This is a genomic window from Streptomyces sp. NL15-2K (assembly GCF_030551255.1).
Lineage (GTDB): Bacteria > Actinomycetota > Actinomycetes > Streptomycetales > Streptomycetaceae > Streptomyces.
The window spans coordinates 7,578,027-7,599,110 of record NZ_CP130630.1 but is presented as its reverse complement, the minus strand read 5'-3'; the positions used below and the strand labels follow the sequence as shown (position 1 = coordinate 7,599,110).

Genomic DNA, 21,084 nt, shown 5'->3' with positions numbered 1-21,084 from the left:
GCACGGCCGTACGTTGTTCAGATTGACGCGTCCGTATATCGGGATCGGGTCAGCTGAGTTGCCTGCGTGTTAACGCAGTTGGTAGGCATTTGTGCGGTTATCCCGGCCCTTTCGCTCCGCGAAGTGGCACGCCGAGTCATGCGCCGCCGGCCCGCTCTCCAACCGGAACCCGTCCGGCACCGCCAGCGCCGGCACCTCCACGGCACACCGTTCCTGGGCCTTCCAGCAGCGGGTGCGGAAGCGGCAGCCGGAGGGGATGTTCGTGGGGGACGGGACGTCGCCCGCGAGGATGATGCGTTCGCGGTGTTCACGGTCCTCCGGGTCCGGCACGGGGACCGCGGAGAGCAGTGCCTGGGTGTAGGGGTGCGTCGGATGGTCGTAGATCTCGACGTCGTCGCCGATCTCCACGATCCGCCCGAGGTACATGACCCCGACCCGGTCCGAGATGTGCCGGACGATCGACAGGTCGTGCGCGATGAAGACGTAGGAGAGGTCGAACTCGCTCTGCAGGCTCGCCATCAGGTTGATGACCTGCGCCTGGACCGAGACGTCCAGGGCCGAGACGGGCTCGTCGGCGACGATCACCTCGGGGCGCAGCGCCAATCCCCTCGCGATGCCGATGCGTTGGCGCTGGCCGCCGGAGAACTGGTGGGGGTAGCGGTTGATGTACTCCGGGTTCAGGCCGACCACGTCCAGGAGTTCCTGGACCTTCCGCCGCCGGTCGCCCTTCGGGGCCACCTCCGGGTGGATGTCGTACGGCTCCCCGACGATGTCCCCCACCGTCATCCGGGGGTTGAGCGAGGTGTACGGGTCCTGGAAGACCATCTGGATGTTGCGGCGTACGGCCTTCAGGGCGCGGCCGGACAGCTTGGTGATGTCCTCGCCCTTGTACTTGATCGTCCCGGCCGTCGGCCGTTCCAGGTTGACCAGCATCTTGGCGACCGTCGACTTGCCGCAGCCGGACTCGCCGACGATGCCCAGGGTTTCGCCGCGGTGCAGCTCGAAGTCGACGCCGTCGACCGCCTTCACCGCGCCGACCTGCTTCTTGAAGAGGACGCCCGTGGTGAGCGGGTAGTGCTTGTACAGCCCGCTGACCTCCAGAATCGGCTCAGCCATGCAGGCACTCCCTCCAGAAGTGGCAGGCGCTCCCCCGGTCCTCGGACACGTCGTGGAGCGGTGGTACGTCGGTTCGGCACAGGTCCTGGGCCGTCGGGCAGCGGGGGTTGAAGGCGCAACCGGGCGGGATGTTCGTGAGGTTGGGAGGCAGGCCCTTGATCGCGTAGAGCTCCTGGCCCTTCTGGTCCAGGCGCGGGATGGAGTCCAACAGGCCCTGGGTGTAGGGGTGGGCGGGCGCCTTGTAGAGGTCGTGCACCGGCGCCGACTCCACGATCCGGCCCGCGTACATCACGGCGATCCGGTCGGCCACGTCCGCGACGACGCCCAGGTCGTGGGTGATCAGGATCAGCCCCATGTCGTACTCGCGCCGCAACTCGGCGAGCAGGTCCATGACCTGGGCCTGGACCGTCACGTCGAGGGCCGTGGTCGGTTCGTCGGCGATGATCAGTGCCGGTTCGAGGGCCAGCGCCATCGCGATCATGATGCGTTGGCGCATGCCTCCCGAGAACTGGTGCGGGTACTGCTTCACCCGTTCCCTGGCCGCGGGGATGCGGACGCGGTCCATCAGCTCCACGGCCTTCGCCCGCGCGTCCTTCTTCGACATGCCCCGGTGGACCACGAACATCTCGCCGAGCTGATCGCCGACGCTCAGCACGGGGTTCAGCGAGGACAGTGCGTCCTGGAAGATCATCGCCATCTCGGCGCCCCGGACCTTCCGCCGCTCCTCCTCCTTCAGCTTCAGGAGGTCCTTGCCCTGGAAGAGGATCTCGCCGCCGGTGATCCGCCCGGGAGGCATGTCGAGGATCCCCATCACCGCCTGGGCGGTCACCGACTTGCCGGAGCCGGACTCGCCGAGCACGGCGAGCGTCTCGCCCGCGTCCACGGCGTAGCTGACGCCGTTGACGGCCTTGGCGACGCCGTCCCGGGTCCGGAACTCCACGTGCAGGTCACGCACTTCGAGCAGCATGACGGCGGCTCACCTCAGCTTCGGGTCGAGGGCGTCGCGCACCGCGTCGCCGAGCATGATGAACGCGAGCACGGTGAGCGCGAGCGCCCCGGCCGGCCAGAGCAGCATGTGCGGGGCCTGCCGGATGTAGGCGGACGCCGAGGAGATGTCGATCCCCCAGCTGACCGTCGGCGGCTTCAGCCCGACACCGAGGTACGACAGGGTCGCCTCCAGCGCGATGTACGTACCGAGCGCGATGGTCGCCACGACGATGACGGGCGCGACCGCGTTGGGGGTGATGTGCCTGAGCAGCAGGCGGGTGTTGGAGGCGCCCAGTGCCCGGGCGGCCTGCACGTAGTCGTTCTGCCGGGCGGTGATGACGGAGCCGCGGGCGATGCGGGAGATCTGCGGCCAGCCCAGCAGCACCATGAATCCGATCACGGGCCAGACGGTGCTGCTGGTGACGACCGACAGCAGCACCAGGCCGCCGAGCACGACCGGGATCGCGAAGAAGACGTCGGTGATCCGGGACAGGATCGAGTCCCAGATCCCGCCGAAGAATCCGGCGAGCCCGCCGAGGACCGAGCCCAGGACGGCGACCCCCAGCGTGGCGCAGACGCCGACCGTGACGGACGTACGGGCGCCGTGGACGGTGCGCGTGTAGACGTCACAGCCCTGGCCGTCGAAGCCGAAGGGATGGCCGGGCTGCGAGCCCTCCTGGGCCTTGGCGAGGTCGCACTTGAGGGGGCTGCCGGAGGCGATCAGGGACGGCCAGAGGGAGATGACGACGAGGAAGAGGATGACCAGGCCGGAGACGATGAAGACGGGGTTGCGGCGCAGGTCGTGCCAGGCATCGGACCACAGGGAGCGGGCCCGTCCGTCGGGGACGGCTGAGGAAGTTTGTTCGAGGGTCGCCCCCTCGGAGGTCGCGAGGTCCATCGCGCCGCCCATGCCCGTCCCGGCGATGGCTCCCTCGGGCTCATAGGACTGCTGCTCAGGCATAACGGATCCTGGGGTCGAGGACGGCGTACAGGAGGTCGACGAGCAGGTTGGCGACCAGGAACACCAGGACGAGGACCGTCACGAAGCCGACGACGGTTTGGGTGTTCTGGCGGAGAATCCCCTGGTAGAGCTGATAGCCGACGCCGTGGATGTTGAAGATGCGCTCGGTGACGATCGCTCCGCCCATCAGGGCGCCGATGTCCGTGCCGATGAAGGTGACCACGGGGATCAGCGAGTTGCGCAGCAGGTGCCGGGTGATGACCCGTCGTCGGGGGAGCCCCTTGGCCACCGCCGTACGCACATAGTCGGATCTCCGGTTCTCCGCGATCGATGTGCGGGTCAGCCGGGTCACGTAGGCGAGCGAGACCGAGGCGAGGACCAGGCCAGGCACGATCAGCTCGCCGAACGTGGCGTCCGTCGACACCGACGGTCTGGTCCAGCCCCACTCGACGCCGAGGAGCAGTTGGAGCAGCAGCCCGGTGACGAAGGTGGGGACGGAGATCACGACGAGGGTGACCATCAGGACGGAGGTGTCGACGGGGCGTCCGCGCCGAAGTCCCGTGACGACGCCCAGGGTGATGCCGATGACGATCTCGAAGAGGATCGCCACGATCGTCAGCCGGAGGGTGACGGGGAACGCCGTCGACATCAGCTCGGTGACCTTCTGGCCGTTGAACGCGGTGCCGAAGTCGCCGGTGAAGACGTTGCCCATGTAGGTCAGGTACTGCTGCCAGACCGGCTGGTCGAGACCGAACTCCCGCTTGAGCTGAGCGGCCGTCGCCGGGTCGCACTGCCGTTCGCCGCACAGGCCCGCGACGGGGTCACCCATCACGTTCACCATGAGGAAGATCAGCAGGGTGGACCCGACGAAGACCGGGATCATCTGGAGCAGCCGCCGGGCGACGTACCGTCCCACGGGGCCTCAGCCGACCTTGATCTGGTCGTACACCGGGACGCTGAAGGGGTTGAGCTTCACGTCGGACAGCCGCTGCGAGTAGCCGGCGCTGCCGTTCTGGTACCAGAGCGGGATCGCGCCCATGTGGTCCCTGAGAACCTCCTCGGCCTGCCGGAACTTCTCCACCGCCGCCCCCGCGTCGGTCTCGGCGTTGGCCTCGTCGACGAGCTTGTCGAACTCCTTGTTGGTCCACTTGCCGTCGTTGGAGGAGGCGCCCGTGTAGTAGAGCGGCTGGAGGAAGTTCTGGATCAGCGGGTAGTCCATCTGCCAGCCGGCGCGGAACGGGCCGGGCATCTTCTCGTCACTCATCCGGTTGCGGAAGTCGGCGAAGGTGCCGATCGGGTTGCCGACGCAGGCCTTGTCGTTGTCGAGGGCGTTGTTGATGGAGTTGCAGACCGCGTCGACCCACTGCCGGTGGGAGCCGCTGTCCGCGTTGTACGTGATCCTGAGCCGCCCGCCGGGCAGCCCGCCGCCCTCCTCGATCAGCTTCCTGGCCGCGTCGGGGTCGTACGCGCAGGCGTCCCCGCACAGGCCTGCCTGGTAGCCGCCGTCCTCGCCGAGGACCGGGGAGGTCCAGTCGGTGGCGGGGGTGCGGGTGTTGTGGAAGATGGTGTCGGTGATCTGCCGGCGGTTGATCGCCCGGGACAGGCCGGTGCGGACCTTCTCCATGCCGGGCTTGTTCCAGGCCTTGTCGTAGTACGGGAAGGCGAGGGTCTGGATGATGCCGGCCGGGGTGTTGATGTACCGGTCGCCGAGGTCGTTCTGAGCGTTCCTCAGCTGGGAGGCCGGGATGTCGTCGGCGAGGTCGAGGTTGCCGGCCAGCAGGTCGGTGTAGGCGGTGTTGTTGTCGGTGTAGACCTTCAGGTCGACGCCGCCGTTTCGTGCCTTGTCCTCGCCGGGGTAGGCATCCCACGCCCGCAGGGACATCTGCGAGCCCTTGATGTACGACTCGACGGTGTACGGGCCGTTGCCGATCGGCTTGCGCACCCAGGCGTCGTGGTCGTCGAAGAAGGCCCTGGGCAGCGGGGCGAAGGCGTTGTAGCCGAGGGTGTCCGGGAAGCCCGAGAACTTCTGGCCGAGCCTGACGGTGAGGGTCCTGTCGCCGGTGACCGTCAGGCCGGAGAGCGTGTCGGCGCTCTGTTTGCCGCCGTCCTCCGGGTGGACCTTGTCGTAGCCCTCGATGTATCCGAAGAAGTAGGCGTTCTTCTGATTGTTCCTCAGACCGGCCCCGTAGTTCCAGGCGTCGACGAAGGACTTGGCGGTGACGGCCTCGCCGTTGCTGAACGTCCAGCCGTCCTTGACGGTGATGGTGAAGTTCCGCGAGTCCGAGGTCTCGATCTTCTCGGCGAGCATGTTCTCGGCCTCGCCGGTCTCCGGGTCGTACCGCTTCAGGCCCCGGAAGATCATGTCGAGGACCTTGCCGCCCTGTACCTCGTTGGTGTTGGCCGGCTCGAGCGGGTTCTGCGGGTCTCCCCAGGAGGAGCTGAGCACCGTACCGCCGGCCCCGGCACTGTCGCCGCTCCCGCCCCCGCAGGCCGTCGCGGCGAGGGCTGCCGCCGCCGCGCAGGCGGCCCGTCTGGCGTGCCTGGCTCCACGCATGGAGTGCCTCCTCATGCTGATCCGTTACCGGCAAATATCCGGGCAATCAGCGCGAAGCGCACACGTACCCCACCTTTGGAGGGATCTGCCATCCGGATGCACGCGTCCGAACGGGGTGACGAGACGGAGGATCCGCAACCGTGTTCATCGATCTTCACCTGAACGTGCAATGGATCTTCGCCATCCGATGCCGAACCGTTGGATTACGACCCCTCGGTGTACGCATTTTGGTACGAAGGTGTCCGCATACCGAACCGCTTGCCGGGTTAGCCCGTTTGGTCGGATGTAAGACACGGGTCTATTACAGCGCGCTACACGCGTAGCTACGGGAGGGTCAAGCGGAGGTAAAGAACGTAAAGAGGAACCCAAGTTGAACGAGATTTTATTGACCTTGAACTAATTGCGTTGAAAAAGTCCGGCGTAGCCCGTAGGGGAGTGCCCTGCGGAGTCATTCAGACCCTCCCTGGGCCAGGAGCACCATGACCCTCCCAACTTCATCTGCGGCTGTTCCGCTCGAGGTGACCGACGACAGCGTCGTGAAGTCGCCCTCGCCCTCCACCCCACAGGGCAACGAGAGCCGCTCCCCCGGTCGCCTGGCCTGGAACCGCTTCAAGCGGGACCGCACCGGCGTCATTTCGGCGTACGTCGTGATCTTCTTCTTCGTGATCGCGCTCGCCGCCCCGCTGATAGCGAAGCTGTACGGCAAGGATCCGTACACCACTTACGCCAGTCAGCGCCCGGAGCTGCTCAACGCCTTCTCCTACCCCGCGGGTCCGAACGGCGGTATGAGCTCGGAGTTCTGGTTCGGCATCGAGCCCCAACTCGGCCGTGACGTCTTCACCTTCCTGCTCTACGCGATCCGCACCTCGCTGGGCATCGCCGTGGCCACCACCCTGCTCACCGCCTTCCTCGGCGTGGTCATCGGTGTCACCGCGGGCTACCTGGGCGGCAAGACCGACTACCTGGTCGGCCGGATCATGGACATCGTCCTGTCGTTCCCCTCCACGCTGTTCTTCATCGCCTTCATGCCGGTCGTCTACGGCCTCTTCGTCGCCCCCGACGAGAACATCCCGACCTGGCTGCGGGCCACCGCGCTGATCCTGGTCCTCTCCGCCTTCGGCTGGGCCTCGATCGCCCGACTCCTGCGCGGCCAGGTACTCGGCCTGCGTGAGCGGGAGTTCGTCGAGGCCGCCAAGGTCACGGGCGCGTCACCGCGGCGCATCATCTTCAAGGAACTGCTGCCCAACCTGTGGACCCCGATCATCATCCAGTCCACGCTGATGCTTCCGGCCTTCGTCACGGCGGAGGCGGGTCTCGCCTTCCTCGGCGTCGGCATGATCGACCCGACCCCGGACTGGGGCGTCATGATCCAGCGAGGTGCCGAGTTCTACACCGAGGACATCACCTTCATGCTCTTCCCGGGCCTGTCGATGGTGATCTTCGTCCTCGCGTTCAACCTGCTCGGCGACTCGGTGCGTGACGCGCTCGACCCGAAGTCCAAGCGGTAGCCCTCCGTGCCGGAGGCCCCAGACCCATCACCGGTCCGGCTCAACGACGTCCGGCTGGTCCACTCGTCCCGATTGACTCACTAGGCAGGCTCACCATGTCCTTTTCCCGCAGAAACTTCCTGATCGCCACCGGGGTGGCCGCAGCCTCGTCGTCGGTGCTGACCGCCTGCGGCGGCAGCAGCTCCGGCGGCTCCGGGCAGAACGACGCCCCCAAGGTCAGCGGCTCCAAGACCATGGAGATCCCGGTCGGCACCAAGGCCGACTCGACCGGCCCGGCGCCGGAGGTCAAGGGCGCGGTCAAGGGCGGGACGATCTACTCGCTGGACCAGTTCGACATGGACCACCTGGACCCGGCGCAGATCTACGTCTCGACCGAGGGCGCCATCACCCGGCCGATCATGCGTGGCCTGACGGGCTACAAGATCGACGAGAAGGGCGGCGCCACCCTGGTCGGCGACGCCGCGACCGACGCCGGCACGATGAAGGACGGCGGCAAGACCTGGTCCTTCACCCTGAAGGACGGTCTGAAGTGGGAGGACGGCTCGGACGTCTCCATGGACGACATCCGCCACACCTTCGAGCGCCTCTTCGCCTCGTTCATCACCGAGGGTCCGCGCTACGTCCAGAATTGGCTGGTCGGCGGCGACAAGTACAAGGGACCCTTCGAGGGCAAGAGCCTCGACTCGGTCGAGATCGACGGCAAGACCGTCACCTTCCGCCTCACCGAGCCCCGCACCGACTTCAACTACACGCTCGCCATGCCCGGTTACTCCCTGGTGTCGAAGGCGAAGGACACCAAGGAGAAGTACGACAAGAAGCCGTTCTCCTGCGGCCCGTACAAGATCCAGAGCCGTAGCATCGGCAAGCAGATGACCTACGTGCGCAACGAGCACTGGGACCCGAAGACCGACTCGATCCGCAACGCCTACCCGGACAAGTTCGTCTTCCAGTTCGGCTACGAGCTGCTGGCCTCGACCGACCGCTACATCGCGGACAAGGGCAACGACCAGTACTCGATGTCGATCTTCAACGAGGTCGCCCCCGAGCGCATCGCCCAGGTCCTCACCAACGCCACGCTGAAGAAGCGCGTCCTCATCCAGGTCGACACGGTCACCTACTACTGGCCGATCAACATGACCCGCGTCAAGGACCTCAAGGTCCGCCAGGCCATCAACCACGCCTGGCCGCACCAGCAGATCCAGACCATCCAGGGCGGCGCCTCCACCAGCGAGGTCGCCACCACGATCCTCAGCCCGGTGACCCCCGGCTACACCAAGTTCGACCTCTACGGCGTGACCAAGAAGCCCGGTGGCGACCCGGTCAAGGCCAAGGCCCTGCTGAAGGAGGCCGGCAAGCTGGGCCAGAAGCTGGTCATCGCCTACCAGTCGTCGGACACCCAGGTGAAGGTCGCTGTCGCGGTCAAGAACGCCCTGGAAGCGGCCGGCTTCAAGGTCGTCAACAAGCAGGTCGACAAGTCGACCTTCTACACGCAGATCGGCAAGATCGACAACGACTTCGACCTGTTCGGCGCCGGCTGGAGCCCGGACTGGCCGAACGGCTACTCGGTCTTCTTCCCGTGCTGGAGCGGCAAGAACATCGGCGACGGCCGCAGCAACTACGCCCAGCTGAACGACCCGAGCGTGAACAAGGCGATCGACGCGGCCGCCAAGATCGCGGACGTGGAGGAGGCCAACAAGGCCTGGGGCGCCGTCGACCGCCAGATCATGGAGCTGGCGGCGGTCGTCCCCGACTACCACAAGATCCGCAACTGGATGTACGGATCCAAGGTCGGCAACGTGGTGTACGACGCCGGCAACACCTGCGTCGCGCTCTGCAAGCTCTACGCGAAGAAGTAAGCGGTTCGGGGGCGGCCACCAGCGGCCGCCCCCTCCCTGCGGCCCACCCCCTCTTCTCCCCCGGCGACGGCGCCCCGTCCGGAAAGTCAACGCCCCATGTTCCGCTTCCTTGTCCGCCGAGTCTCCGGCGCGATGGTCATCCTGCTGATCATCAGTGCCATCACCTTCTGGCTGTTCTACGCCGTTCCGCGTGACCCCGCGTTGATGTCCTGCGGCAAGAACTGCACGCCGGCGGCCCTTGAGCAGATCCGGCACAACCTGGGCATCGACAAGCCGATCCCGGCCCAGTACTGGGAGTGGCTCGTAGGCGTCTTCGCCGGGCGCGAGTACGCGGGCTACGGCCACTGCGACGCCCCGTGCCTCGGCTACTCCTTCGCCAACCGCGAGCCCGTCTTCGGCACGATCATGGACCGGCTGCCGACGACCCTCTCGCTCGCCTTCGGCGCGGCCGTCGTCTTCCTGATCCTGGGTGTCGGCGCGGGCATGCTCGCGGCCCTCAAGCAGGGCAAGTTCCTGGACAAGTTCGCCAGTTCGGCGTCGCTGATCGGCTCCTCGCTGCAGATCTACTTCATCGGCTACATCGCGATGTTCTTCCTGGTCGCCAAGTTGGGCGTGCTCGACCAGCCGTCGTACACCCCGTTCAGCGACGACCCGGCGGCCTGGTTCTCCGGCCTGCTGCTGCCCTGGCTGGTGCTCGCGGTCATCTTCACGGCCAACTACACCCGTATGACCCGCTCCCAGCTCGTCGAGCAGCTCAGCGAGGACTACGTGCGCACGGCCCGTGCCAAGGGCCTGTCCCGGTCGAACGTGTTCTTCCGGTTCGCCTGGCGTGGCGCCATGGGCCCCATCGTCACGCTGTTCGGCATCGACCTGGGCACGCTCATCGGCGGCGCGATCATCACCGAGTCGACCTTCAGCCTTCAGGGCATCGGCCGGCTCGCGGTGCAGTCCGTGGACCAGAGCGACCTGCCCATGCTGCTGGGCGTCACCGTGCTGGCGGCCAGCGCGATCGTGTTCTTCAACATCATCGTCGACGCCGTCTACGCCCTCATCGACCCGCGGATCCGGCTCGCCTGACCTCCGCCCCGCCGTATTCCTCCCACCCGCCCGACCCGGCGATCTCTCGCATCACCCCCAGGAGCGTCCCCGTGACGAGCACCGATCAGCAGCCCTTCCTCTCCGTCAGGGACCTGAAAGTCCACTTCTCCACCGAGGACGGCACCGTCAAGGCCGTCGACGGGCTCTCCTTCGATGTCGCCAAGGGCAAGACACTCGGCATCGTGGGCGAGTCGGGCTCCGGCAAGTCCGTGACCAACCTGACGATCCTGGGCCTGCACGACCGCTACCGCACCTCGATCGACGGCGAGATCCTGCTGGACGGCAAGGAGTTGCTCACCGCCTCCGAGCGGGAACTGGAGCGGCTGCGCGGCAACAAGATGTCCATGATCTTCCAGGACGCGCTGGCCTCGCTGTCGCCGTACCACACCATCGGCAAGCAGATCGGCGAGACGTACCGCAAGCACACCGGCGCCTCCAAGAAGGAGGCCCGGGCGCGGGCCATCGAGATGCTGAAGCGGGTCGGGATCCCCCAGCCGGACGTCCGGGTGGACGACTATCCGCACCAGTTCTCCGGCGGTATGCGCCAGCGCGCGATGATCGCGATGGCGCTGGTGTGCGACCCCGAGCTGCTGATCGCGGACGAGCCCACCACGGCCCTCGACGTGACGGTCCAGGCGCAGATCATGGACCTGCTCAAGGACCTCCAGCAGGAGTTCGGCACGGCGATCGTCTTCATCACGCACGACCTCGGGGTCATCGCCGACATCGCGGACGACGTGCTGGTGATGTACGGCGGCCGGTGCGTGGAGCGCGGCACCAAGCAGGAGGTGCTGCGCAGCCCGCAGCACCCCTACACCCTGGGCCTGATGAGCTCCATGCCGAGCCTGAACGGCCCCGTGGACGTGCCGCTGTCGCCGATCCCGGGCTCGCCGCCCTCGCTGCTCAACCCGCCCTCCGGTTGCCGCTTCCACCCGCGGTGCGCCTTCACCGACAAGGTCGCCGGCGGGCTGTGCTCCTCTCAGCAGCCGGTGCTCGAGGTCGTGGAGGGCCGGGGTTCCGCCTGCCACCTCGCGCCGGACGAGCGCGGGGAGCTCTTCGCCGACTTCGCCGGATCCCGGCACAACTGACGTACAAGAGACGGGACTTCACCATCATGAGCAACGCGAACCCCCTCCTGGACGTCAGCGGTCTGACCAAGCACTTCCCGATCAAGGGAGGCTTCCCGATCCGCCGGACCGTCGGTGCCGTGCAGGCCGTCGACGGGCTCGACTTCCAGGTCGCCGAGGGCGAGAGCCTGGGTCTGGTCGGCGAGTCGGGCTGCGGCAAGTCGACCACGGGCCGGCTGATCACACGGCTCCTGGAGCCGACGGCCGGCAAGGTCTCGTACCGCGGCCAGGACATCACGCACGCCGGCCGCAAGCAGCTGGCGCCGATCAGGTCCGAGATCCAGATGATCTTCCAGGACCCGTACGCGTCCCTGAACCCGCGGCAGACGGTCGGCAAGATCATCTCGGGCCCGATGGAGATCAACGACATCAACCCGGAGGGCGGCCGCGAGAAACGCGTCCGCGAGCTACTGGAGATCGTCGGCCTCAACCCCGAGCACTACAACCGCTTCCCGCACGAGTTCTCCGGCGGCCAGCGCCAGCGCATCGGCGTGGCCCGCGCCCTGGCCCTGGAGCCGAAGCTGATCGTGGCGGACGAGCCGGTCTCGGCGTTGGACGTCTCCATCCAGGCCCAGGTCGTGAACCTGCTGCAGAAGGTCCAGCAGGAACTGGGCATCGCGTTCATCTTCATCGCCCACGACCTGGCGGTGGTACGGCACTTCTCGCAGCGTGTCGCGGTGATGTACCTCGGCAGGATCGTGGAGATCGCCGACCGCGACGACCTGTACGGCAATCCGCGCCACCCCTACACGCGGGCCCTGCTGTCCGCCGTACCCGAGGCCACGGCGGAGGACGTGCCGGCCCGCGAGCGCATCCGGCTCCAGGGCGACGTGCCGTCCCCGATCAACCCGCCCTCCGGCTGCCGCTTCCGCACGCGCTGCTGGAAGGCCACGGACAAGTGCGCGAGCGAGGCACCGCCGCTGGTGCAGGTCGAGGGCAACAAGCCCGGCCATCTGACGGCCTGCCACTACCCGGAGACAGCGGAGACCGTGCCCGCTCCCCGTCTCTCCAAGGACCCCGAGGCGGCGGTCTGACAACACCCCATTTCCGTCAGCCGCCTCCTTATGGAACGGACTTTCCCGGCCCATTGACCCGAGCCCATGAACGTCCGATCCAGGGGAACGAAGGCCCGTGCCTCTTCAAGGCGCGGGCCTTCATCTGTGCCTGGGCACGGACAAGGCCGTGTTGTCGGCCCGGCTGGAGCCCTTCGTGTTCCTGTGGCGGGTGGGGAAAACCCCCGGCCGGATACGGCGATGAGCCCCATCGTGGCTGCCCGGCCCTTCCAGCAAGCTCGTTGCGCAAGGATCGTTCTTGACGAGCTCACAGGGGAATCGGGATGAAGCGAGTGCATCGGGCGCTGGTGACGGCCACGACAGCGTTGGCGGTGATTGCGGCGCCGAGTGCTGCCCTTGCCGCGCCGGAGGAAACTGATCGCGAGGGGCTGCGGAAGCGGCTGGACGACGTCGTAGCCACCGGCGCGGTGGGTGCCCTGGTGGAGGTGCGTGACGAGCGGGGTGTGTGGCGGGGCACCAGCGGGGTCGCCGAACTGGGCACGACGCGGGCGGTCCCGGTGCGCGGCCAGTTCCGGGTGGGCAGCATCACGAAGACGTTCGTCGCCACCGTCGCTCTGCAACTCGTCGGCGAAGGCCGGCTGCAGCTGGACGACACGGTCGAAGCGTGGCTGCCCGGAGCCGTCCCGGACGGTCACCGCATCACCGTGCGGCAGCTGCTCAACCACACAAGTGGGTTGTATGACTACAAGCGCACGCTGCCGATGCCGCCAGAGCCGGAGTTTCTGGACGACCGGTGGCGGACCTGGACTGCGGCCGAGCAGGTTCGGCGCGCGGTGGCCAACCCGCCGTCGTTCCAACCGCCGGGTTCCGACTACGAGTACTCGAACACCGGGTACCTCCTGATCGGCCAGATCATCGAGAAGGTGACCGGTCGGTCGTACGCCGAGGAGATCGAGCGCCGGGTCATCCGACCGTTGCGGTTGCGCGACACCTTGCTGCCGGGGACGTCCCCGCACATTCGCGGGCCGCATCCGCACGGCTACGTGCCGATACAGCGGCACGGCGAGACGCGCCTCGTCGACTACACAGCGATGAATCCGTCGGTGATGGGCGCAGGTGGGGAGATGATCTCCACGGCAAAGGATCTCAACCGGTTCATCGCCGCACTGCTCGGTGGGCGCCTCCTGCCGGGGCACCTGCTCGACGAAATGAAGACACCGGGTGTCGCGCACAGGAAGTACGGGCTGGGGCTGGCCTGGCAGGACACCTCGTGCGGGGTCCGTGTGTACGGCAACGACGGGGATGCCCTGGCCTACCAGTCCTGGTCGTTCTCCACGGAGGACCGGCGCCGCCGGGTCACGGTCGCGCTCACGCCCGACTTCCGCGCCGACCCCGACGACGCCGTCGACGCGCTCCTGAACGAGGCCTTCTGCGGCTGAGCCGGGCGCGTGCTTCCCCGACAGCCGGCGGTTACCGTGACGGCATGACGACTGACTCCGTCCCACCCGCAGAGCTCGCCTCGCTGCCCAGGGCCGAATTCGCTTTCCCAGGCCCGCTGCGCGATCAACTCGTCGCGGCCATCCTCAACGGTTCCAAGACCTCGACCACAGGTCTCGTCGACGACTACGAGCACGAGGGAGAGGCGCTGCCGGTAGTCGGGAATCGTGCCGTGGTCGTCGACTCGGCGGAACACCCGGTGGCCGTCATCGAAGTGACCGACGTACGCGTCGTCCCGCTGGCTCAGGTCGACCTCGACCATGCACGGGACGAGGGCGAGGGCCACACCACCATGGCTGACTGGCGGGCGGACCACGAAAAGTTCTGGCACAGCGATGAGATGCGGGCCGCGATGGACGACCCGGCGTTCACCGTGGACGACTCCACATTGGCCGTTCTCCAACGGTTCCGCCTCATCGCCGATCTTCGCGGCACCGGCTGACCAGAGCGGAGCGGCGGGCTCTCACCCTTAGGCGGTGTCTCTTCGATCAGGTGGGCTCGCTTCTGGTCATGCCCGGTAGGGACCTGACTGACGATGAGTCTGGCCGGCAGTCTGACCGTCACTCCTGTTCTGTGAGGGCACGGGTGGCTTCCCGCTGGATCTGCGCGGAGCGATGGAGGAAGTCGAGGATCAGAGCGAGCTCCGCGTCCGAGTGCTCCGCGTACAGGTCAGCCAGCTGAGCTGCGAAGGGGGCAAAGAGCGGTGCGAACCGGGCATTGGTGGCCGGATCGATCTCGACATTGACCCGCCTGCGGTCCTTTGGATCCTTCACTCTGCGGGCGAACCCCTTGCGCTCCAGCCGGTCGATCAACCCGGACACGGAGGCTGGTGCCAGGCCAGTGAGTTCTCCCAGCTCGCCAGCACTGAGTGCGCCCGACCGCTGGAGCAAGTCGAGCGTCTTCTCCTCGACCGCGCTGAGGCCCATCCGGGCGCTGATCGCCGCGTGATACATGACGGCTGCATTGCTGTGCACCCGTCCCGCTTCCCCGAGTTCGGCGAGAAGTTCTTCCCTTGACGGTCCCATGCTCGCTCCATACATTTAGTTTGTCCGAACGAAATATATCAGGTAGAGAGAGCGGGAGAACGGCATGGACACCCAGGAGACCCAGATTTGCGAGCTCTTCGCGGAGTACTGCAGGACCTGGACGGAAGCGGACTCCGCCGGGTTCGGGCGACTGTTCACCAAGGACGCCGACTATGTGTCCTACGACGGCAGTTGGGCGGCCGGCGCGGCGCAGCTGCAGGACAACCACGACAAGTTGTTCCGCGGCGTGATCGCCGGATCGGCGATGGTCGGCGAGATCGAATCGCTGCGCTTCATCACCGATTCCGTGGCCGTGCTGGTAGCTAACGGATCGGTTCTCATGCCCTGGCGCAGCAAGCTGCCGAAGCGACGGCTGTCGCGGCAGATCATCGTCTGCGTCCGCACGCCGGAGGGCTGGCGGATAGCCGCGATCCAGAACGGCCGGCAGCGACCGGTGACCATCCCGGAGCCGGACTCGATGCCATCGACAATGTCACAGGCCATGACTCGGCTGGCGCAGCGCTTCGGTATTGGCAGGGCGCGCGAGGTCACGCTGCCGTGACGGCGTGGACCAGGGTCTATCTCTCCGGTCACGATCGGAGCCAGATGAGGAGCGCGGCGGCGGTGACGGTGCCCCGGAAGACGTATCCGCGCTTGTCATAGCGAGTGGCGACAGACCTGAACTGCTTCAGCTTGTTGATCACCCGCTCGACGGTGTTGCGCTCCTTGTACCGGTCCTTGTCAAAGCCCGGAGGCCGTCCGCCGCGTGAACCCCGGCGCAGGCGGGCGGCCTTGTGGTCCTTCTTCTCCGGGATCACATGCCGGATGCCACGACGCCGCAGGTAGGAGCGGATCTTGCGATTGCTGTACGCCTTGTCCGCAGCCACGCTGTCCGGCGTGCGACGCGGACGGCCACGTCCCACGCGAGGGACGCGGATCTTGTCCATGACCGACTCGAACTGGATGCAGTCAGCCCTCTGTCCAGGCGTGATGACCACTGACAACGGGCGGCACTTGCCCTCCGCAGCCAAGTGGATCTTCGTGGTAAGCCCGCCGCGGGAGCGGCCGAGAGCCTCACCTGCCGCACCGCCTCCTCCAGCAGGAGCCGCAGGCTCACCGCCACCGGCACCTGCACCGGTCCTTCCTGCGCCCCCTTTGAGGTGGTGGGCGGTGTTGGCGGCGGGGCTTTGGGCGCCCCGGCCGCATGCTGGTGGGCGCGCACCGAACTGGAGTCGACATTGACGTCCCAGTCGATGTCACCCTCGGCATCGGCGACGGCCTGGACATGCTGCAGCAGCATCTCCCACGTACCGTCCGCCGACCACAGCAAGTGGCGCTTGTGCACGGTCTTCCACGGGCCGAAGCGTTCAGGCAGTTCACGCCACTGCACCCCTGTGCTGAGCCGGTGAATGATCCCGTTGATCACCTGGCGGTGATCCCGCCACCGGCCGCACTGGTTGTTGCTCACCGGCAGAAGCGGCTCCAGCACTGCCCACTCGTCGTCAGTCAGATCCCCCCTGCTGAGCATGACCAGAGCAACGAGCTACGTGATCGAAGAGACACGGCCTAGTTGTGCTGACCGGACAGGTTGGTGACGCGGCTGGCTGGGGTGTGGCCGCCGATGCCGGTGTGGGGTCGGTGGTAGTTGTACCAGTCCAGCCAGTCGGGAAACGCAGTCTGGCGTTCGGCGTCTGAGGTGTAGGGCTGGTGGTAGGCCCACTCGTCGAGCAGGGTGCGGTGGAAGCGTTCGACTTTGCCGTTGGTCTGCGGTCGCCAGGGGCGGGTCCAGCGGGGGCTGATGCCGAGGTCGTGGCAGGTCTGGCGCCAGGTGTTCTTGGTGTAGGCCCAGGCGTTGTCGGTCAGGACGCGTTCGACGGTGATGTCGTGTGCGGCGAACCAGGCGGTGGCGCGGGTGAGGAAGGCTGCGCAGGTTGGGGCGGTCTCGTCGGGCAGGTCTTCGGTGTAGGCCAGGCGGGAGTGGTCGTCCAGGGCGGTGTGGAGGTAGGCGTAGCCGGTGCCGGTCCGGTTGCGTCGGCCTTCGGCACGGCCCAGGGTCTTGTGGCCGCCGCCCTCGGGTATGCGGCCGAGTTTCTTGACGTCGATGTGGATCAATTCGCCGGGCCGGGAGCGTTCGTAGCGGCGCACAGGCTCGCCGGTGGCCCGGTCCACAGCGGCCAGCGCGGGCATGCCGTGGCGCTTGAGGATGCGGTGGGCGGTGGACGCGGCGATCTGGGTGCGGGCGGCCAGCCGAAGTGGTCCGATGCGGTGCTCGCGCCGTATCCGCACCACCTCTGCTTCAACCGTGGCGGGCGTCTGCCGGGGTGAGCGGTGGGGGCGGCTGGAGCGGTCGTGCATGCCTTCGGCGCCGTGGTGGCGGTAGCGGCCGGCCCATCGGGCCACGGTGGTGTGACTGACCTGGAAGCGCTCTGCGGCCCGCCACACAGGCCAGCCGTCGTCGACGACGCACCGGGCCAGACGCAGCCTGCCGGTCGGAGTCAGCGGGGCGTTACGGTGGGACAACGAGGGCCTCCTGGGTGCCGGTTGTAGATGTCGCAATCCACACCGAACCCAGAGGCCCTCACCCCTTTCAAGGACCGCTCAAGGCGTGTCGCCCGTCACCAACGTCCCGGGACAGCACACCTAGTGCCCTAGGCACCGGTGGTGCCGTCGACCAACTCCCGAACGATGTCCAAGTGACCGTTGTGCCGGGACGTCTCCTCGATCAGGTGGAGGAGGATCCAGCGCAGGTCGACGTGCCGGCCGTCGCGTATCGGGCGCTGCGCCTTGGTGTCCAGGTCGTGCGCGGCGACCAGTTCCCGGTACCGGGCGGCCTGTTCGTCGTACTCCGCGATCAGGTCCTTCAGCGGGAAGTCGACCGCGACGCGCATCTCGCGGTCGGGGTCCTCGTCCATCCAAGGGCCCTCGTCCTCCTCGCCGAGGAAGACCACCTGGAACCAGTAGTACTCGACCCACCGCAGGTGGTTGATCAGCCCGCACAGCGTCATGAGGGGTGAGCCCGGCAGGAGTGCCGTTCGGGCGCCCTCCGCCGATGCGTCCTTTCTCTTGGCGCGGGCGGTGTGGCGGGCGTAGTCGAGGAAGGTGGTCAGCTGGGTGCGCTCGTCCCATGCGGGAGGAGTATCGGTTCTTGTCATCGGGAGGAGCATGGCGAGGCCGACGTCCCGCTGTCGAACCAATAAGCGAAGTCCTGCCGCTCAGGAGTCCTTCGCGACCAGTTCCACCTCGAACCCGTCCCCGTCCTCCAGATACGCGGCACAGTGCTCCGGCCCGCCCGCGTACGGGTGTCGGTCCGGGAAGAGCAGAGTCCAGCCGTGTGCGGGCGCCGCCTCGACCAGGGCGTCGAGAGCCGAGCGGCTCGGCACGTGGAAGGCGAGGTGGTTCAGGCCCGGGCGCATACGGTCGTACGGTTCAGCGGCACGCAGCGCCGGTGACTGTTCGAGCACGAGGTACGTCTCCGCCATCCGCCAACTGCACCCGTCCGCCCAGCTCTGGTACCGCTCGTATCCCAGCCGCTCCAGCAGCCATCCCCACGAGGCGGTCGCGCGTTCCAGGTCCGGCACCCACAGTTCCACGTGATGCAGCAACTCCCGCCCCCTCCAAGCCGGTCAGGAGTCATCCTCCAACGCCGCCAACGCCGGATCCAGCACGATGTCCTCGTCCCGCCCCTCGATCGTCGGCTCCTCCGGGAAGTGACAGGCGGTGGCCGTCGTGATTGCCGGAGAGCTGGATCTTGGTGGTTCCTCCGCCCGGCGCTACGGGAAGGCGGGGAACGAGCCACGCTGCTCTGATCGTGCGGTCAGCCGCCGCAGGCTCAACGGTCGGCCGGCGCCCCGCTCTTGATTCCGTCGAGCAGTGCCGCGAGAGCGGAAGGAGCGGACGTGAGGGCGATGCCGGGAGTGTCGCTCTCGCGGAGGTGGACGGTGCTGGTGTCGTCGCGGGCGAGCTCGACGCAGGTGTCGGCGCCGCCTTCGCTGTAGGTCGACTTCTGCCACCGCAACCCGGTCATGCTCGCCTTCTTCAGAGGAGGGGATAAAGGAGTCTCTGGATCAGCCCCAAGGAGTCCTTGGCCAGATGTCCCTCAGGTGGTACGGACACGTCCACAGTCGGGAGCGCCGCTTCCCGCAGCCTAGCGAACAGGTCGGTGTACCGGGCAAGGGCCTCAACGTCCCCCAGATACAAGGATCTTTCGACATGTGCGACGACCACCGTGCCGAGTCGCCTCACTGGTGGCAGAAGCATGGTGAAGGACGTTCCGAATGGCACGGGACCATCGAAGGGCAGCACTTGAACGTTGACGTGGGGCAGGCGTGACAGTTCGATCAGCCGCACCAGTTGTTCACGCATGACACGCCTGTCTCCGTACGACGGATGCAGCGCCGCCTCGTGGACGATGGCGTGGACCCGGGGAGGTTTCTCCTCCCGGAGGATTCGCTGACGGGCGACTCGGAACTCAACCGCCAAATCGTGCTCGGCTGCCTTCGCCTTCGCGTACCCCTGGCGGTGAATCACTGACGCGTACGACTCAGTCTGGAGCAGACCCGGCACGAAGAACGGTTCGTAGCAGACGACTTCGGCCGCACCGTCCTCCAACTCCGCCAGGTCCAGGAGCGAGGGACGCACGCGGTCCCGGTACTCCGTCCACCATCCCTTGCCCGACGCGCCACCTAGCTCGGCCAACGCGTCCACATAGGTGGAGTCTTCGCTACCCACGGCTGCGGCGAGTCGCTGCAACCTGTCTGCGGACAGACCGGTCCGCCCCGCCTCGACGGTACTGATGTGAGAGGCATTCATCCCCATCACCTCTGCCGCACGTGCGGCAGTGAACCCAACCTTCTCGCGCATGGCTCGCACCTCAGCGCCGAAGCGTCGCTGTCGATACGTCGGATTCGCCCTGAGCCCCATGCGGCCTCCTCATCGTCACTCGCCGAGGGGTATCCCACAACCTACCCTCCACAAGGAGGTTGAGTATTCACAACCTAACCCGCTACTTTACGTATGGCGCCAGTCACAGCAGGCACACAACTGGAGGCTGCCACATGCGCACGCCCGAATCCCCCACCTCCCTCTGGACCTACGGCCTGTCCATCCCCCACGACCCCCGCGCCGTCCGCGTGGTCCGGGCCACGATCCGCAGCATCCTCGCCGCCGCGAAGCTCAACTGCATCGTCGACACGGTCGAGTTGCTGGTGTCGGAAGTCGTCACCAACGCGTACCACCACTCCCCCGTGGAGTCCTGCGTCAGCATGGAGCGCACCCCGGAAGACTTCCGGGTCACCGTGTGGGACCACGCTCCCGGCACACCTGCGCCCCGCGCGCCGGCCGCCGACGACGAGCGCGGACGCGGGCTCGGCATCGTCGAGGCATGCGCCGACGAGTGGGGCGTACGGGATTATCCGTACGGCAAAGCGGTGTGGTTCAGCGTCACACCGAAGGGAGAGGAGGCATGAGCCGGTCACAGCTCGTCCGACCCCAGACTCGGCATTCCGGCCGGTATACTCCCGCCATGGACACCACGATCAAGGTCGACTCGAAGACCCGCGACCGTCTCGCCGTCCTCGCTGAGGCGCGCGGGACGACCATGCGCCGCCTGATCGAGGAGTTCGCCGAGAGCACGCTCACCCCCTCCGAGCTGCAGGAGCGCGCCGCCCACACCGCCGACTACCTCGCCGAACACTTCGGTGTCACTGTCACGGACGAGTCCAGCATCGAAGTGCTGCGCAACGTGCGCGGACAGGTCGTGGCGCACTACGCGGCCGAGCAGGGCGCGGCGTGATCCGAGAGCACTACATCCTCGATGACATGACATTGCTGGCACTCGGCGGAAACCGCCAGGTCTCCGGGCTGGTGCACGCAGCCCGGCTGGAGCCGTTCCTGTTCCTGCACACTCCGGTACTCAGTGTCATCGAGGCCGAGCGCGAACGGGCGGGCATCGCCGTCCATGTCGGGCAGCTCGGCATCGCGACGGTGGACCTCGATTACTCCGGCGTACTGACCTGTTGCCAACTCCACGAGGCGGGGCTTCCGTTCGGTGCCGCTGCGGCAGTGGAGGCGGCACGGCGGGTGGGCGAGGAGTATGAGGAGCCGTTCATCGCGACGGTCCGCCCTGAACTCTACGAGAAGCACTTCACCCGTGTCGTCGACCTGAACCGCTGACTTGCAGGCCGGGAGCCCCGCTGCGGAAGGTAACGGGGTGATTGGCAGATCTGTTCCACCCCCGCGAAGGAAAACACCAGGTCATGTGGCCGTGCCGGTGGAACAGATCTGCCAATTACTGGGTGAGCACCTCTATGCGCGGCGCGGATAGCCGGGCAGCCCGGGGGGGGC

The 21,084-nt window shown here is 67.1% G+C and carries 22 protein-coding genes and 2 pseudogenes; 11 read left to right on the top strand and 13 right to left on the bottom strand.

Going from position 1 to position 21,084, the window contains the following annotated elements; translation table 11 throughout:
* Positions 1-69 precede the first annotated feature (69 nt).
* From Q4V64_RS34395 to Q4V64_RS34375, 5 genes are read right to left on the bottom strand one after another with little or no spacing between them, the layout of a single operon-like run.
* Positions 70-1,116 carry a dipeptide ABC transporter ATP-binding protein gene (locus Q4V64_RS34395; RefSeq protein ID WP_124439339.1) on the bottom strand — a complete coding sequence of 349 codons (1,047 nt, stop codon included), beginning with the start codon at positions 1,114-1,116 and terminating at the stop codon, positions 70-72.
* Positions 1,109-2,083 (bottom strand): ABC transporter ATP-binding protein, encoded by a 975-nt coding sequence (locus tag Q4V64_RS34390; protein ID WP_124439340.1) that lies wholly within the window; start codon positions 2,081-2,083, stop codon positions 1,109-1,111. Before Q4V64_RS34390 ends, Q4V64_RS34395 begins: the two co-directional genes overlap by 8 nt.
* A 9-nt stretch (positions 2,084-2,092) precedes the next feature.
* The gene (locus Q4V64_RS34385) at positions 2,093-3,064 is read right to left on the bottom strand and encodes an ABC transporter permease (protein ID WP_124439341.1); all 972 of its coding nucleotides are present in this window, start codon (positions 3,062-3,064) and stop codon (positions 2,093-2,095) included.
* Positions 3,057-3,980 (bottom strand): ABC transporter permease, encoded by a 924-nt coding sequence (locus Q4V64_RS34380; protein WP_124439342.1) that lies wholly within the window; start codon positions 3,978-3,980, stop codon positions 3,057-3,059. Before Q4V64_RS34380 ends, Q4V64_RS34385 begins: the two co-directional genes overlap by 8 nt.
* Before the next feature lie 6 nt (positions 3,981-3,986).
* A complete protein-coding gene (locus Q4V64_RS34375) occupies positions 3,987-5,618 on the bottom strand; it encodes an ABC transporter substrate-binding protein (RefSeq protein WP_124439343.1) in 1,632 nt (543 codons plus the stop codon).
* Between the two features lie 479 nt (positions 5,619-6,097).
* On the opposite strand from Q4V64_RS34375, the gene Q4V64_RS34370 reads away from it, so the two are divergent.
* The 7 genes from Q4V64_RS34370 to Q4V64_RS34340 all read left to right on the top strand — a co-directional run bounded on the left by Q4V64_RS34370 (position 6,098) and on the right by Q4V64_RS34340 (position 14,159).
* Entirely contained in the window at positions 6,098-7,126 is a 1,029-nt protein-coding gene (locus tag Q4V64_RS34370; RefSeq protein ID WP_172629132.1) for an ABC transporter permease, read from the top strand.
* Positions 7,127-7,221: 95 nt separating this feature from the next.
* A complete protein-coding gene (locus tag Q4V64_RS34365; protein WP_124439344.1) occupies positions 7,222-8,982 on the top strand; it encodes an ABC transporter substrate-binding protein in 1,761 nt (586 codons plus the stop codon).
* Between the two features lie 96 nt (positions 8,983-9,078).
* Complete coding sequence (locus tag Q4V64_RS34360; protein WP_124439345.1) at positions 9,079-10,059, top strand: ABC transporter permease; 981 nt, start codon at positions 9,079-9,081, stop codon at positions 10,057-10,059.
* Between the two features lie 71 nt (positions 10,060-10,130).
* On the top strand, positions 10,131-11,168 hold the full coding sequence (locus Q4V64_RS34355) for an ABC transporter ATP-binding protein (RefSeq protein ID WP_124439346.1): 1,038 nt from the start codon (positions 10,131-10,133) through the stop codon (positions 11,166-11,168).
* 26 nt (positions 11,169-11,194) lie between these two features.
* Positions 11,195-12,241 carry a dipeptide ABC transporter ATP-binding protein gene (locus Q4V64_RS34350; protein ID WP_124439347.1) on the top strand — a complete coding sequence of 349 codons (1,047 nt, stop codon included), beginning with the start codon at positions 11,195-11,197 and terminating at the stop codon, positions 12,239-12,241.
* Between the two features lie 302 nt (positions 12,242-12,543).
* Positions 12,544-13,659: a serine hydrolase domain-containing protein gene (locus Q4V64_RS34345; RefSeq protein WP_124439348.1), complete on the top strand. Its 1,116-nt coding sequence runs from the start codon at positions 12,544-12,546 to the stop codon at positions 13,657-13,659.
* Positions 13,660-13,703: 44 nt separating this feature from the next.
* Positions 13,704-14,159 (top strand): ASCH domain-containing protein, encoded by a 456-nt coding sequence (locus tag Q4V64_RS34340; protein ID WP_124439349.1) that lies wholly within the window; start codon positions 13,704-13,706, stop codon positions 14,157-14,159.
* Positions 14,160-14,277: 118 nt separating this feature from the next.
* Here the strand turns inward: Q4V64_RS34340 and Q4V64_RS34335 are convergent, their stop codons facing one another.
* Entirely contained in the window at positions 14,278-14,742 is a 465-nt protein-coding gene (locus tag Q4V64_RS34335; RefSeq protein WP_124439350.1) for a MarR family transcriptional regulator, read from the bottom strand.
* A 64-nt stretch (positions 14,743-14,806) separates the two neighbouring features.
* Between Q4V64_RS34335 and Q4V64_RS34330 the strand changes: the two genes are divergently transcribed.
* Complete coding sequence (locus Q4V64_RS34330; RefSeq protein ID WP_124439351.1) at positions 14,807-15,304, top strand: SgcJ/EcaC family oxidoreductase; 498 nt, start codon at positions 14,807-14,809, stop codon at positions 15,302-15,304.
* A 28-nt stretch (positions 15,305-15,332) separates the two neighbouring features.
* Here the strand turns inward: Q4V64_RS34330 and Q4V64_RS34325 are convergent.
* The 7 genes and pseudogenes from Q4V64_RS34325 to Q4V64_RS34300 all read right to left on the bottom strand — a co-directional run bounded on the left by Q4V64_RS34325 (position 15,333) and on the right by Q4V64_RS34300 (position 19,662).
* Positions 15,333-16,270 (bottom strand): annotated as a pseudogene (locus Q4V64_RS34325) (IS5 family transposase).
* Positions 16,271-16,308: 38 nt separating this feature from the next.
* Positions 16,309-17,262, bottom strand: coding sequence for an IS481 family transposase (locus Q4V64_RS34320; protein ID WP_172629134.1), 954 nt, complete (start codon positions 17,260-17,262; stop codon positions 16,309-16,311).
* A gap of 128 nt (positions 17,263-17,390) precedes the next feature.
* Positions 17,391-17,894, bottom strand: coding sequence for a DinB family protein (locus tag Q4V64_RS34315; RefSeq protein ID WP_124439353.1), 504 nt, complete (start codon positions 17,892-17,894; stop codon positions 17,391-17,393).
* Positions 17,895-17,954: 60 nt separating this feature from the next.
* Positions 17,955-18,344, bottom strand: coding sequence for a VOC family protein (locus Q4V64_RS34310; protein WP_124439354.1), 390 nt, complete (start codon positions 18,342-18,344; stop codon positions 17,955-17,957).
* Between the two features lie 21 nt (positions 18,345-18,365).
* A pseudogene (locus Q4V64_RS55410) lies at positions 18,366-18,549 on the bottom strand (hypothetical protein); the annotation flags it as partial.
* Between the two features lie 22 nt (positions 18,550-18,571).
* Positions 18,572-18,766 carry a DUF397 domain-containing protein gene (locus Q4V64_RS34305; RefSeq protein WP_124439355.1) on the bottom strand — a complete coding sequence of 65 codons (195 nt, stop codon included), beginning with the start codon at positions 18,764-18,766 and terminating at the stop codon, positions 18,572-18,574.
* A gap of 11 nt (positions 18,767-18,777) precedes the next feature.
* On the bottom strand, positions 18,778-19,662 hold the full coding sequence (locus tag Q4V64_RS34300) for a helix-turn-helix transcriptional regulator (RefSeq protein WP_124439356.1): 885 nt from the start codon (positions 19,660-19,662) through the stop codon (positions 18,778-18,780).
* 134 nt (positions 19,663-19,796) lie between these two features.
* Here Q4V64_RS34300 and Q4V64_RS34295 point away from each other — a divergent pair, with 134 nt between their 5' ends.
* From Q4V64_RS34295 to Q4V64_RS34285, 3 genes are read left to right on the top strand one after another with little or no spacing between them, the layout of a single operon-like run.
* Entirely contained in the window at positions 19,797-20,207 is a 411-nt protein-coding gene (locus Q4V64_RS34295) for an ATP-binding protein (RefSeq protein WP_124439357.1), read from the top strand.
* Positions 20,208-20,263: 56 nt separating this feature from the next.
* Positions 20,264-20,533 (top strand): hypothetical protein, encoded by a 270-nt coding sequence (locus Q4V64_RS34290; protein WP_124439358.1) that lies wholly within the window; start codon positions 20,264-20,266, stop codon positions 20,531-20,533.
* 26 nt (positions 20,534-20,559) lie between these two features.
* Entirely contained in the window at positions 20,560-20,913 is a 354-nt protein-coding gene (locus Q4V64_RS34285) for a hypothetical protein (protein ID WP_253266873.1), read from the top strand.
* Positions 20,914-21,084 lie beyond the last annotated feature (171 nt).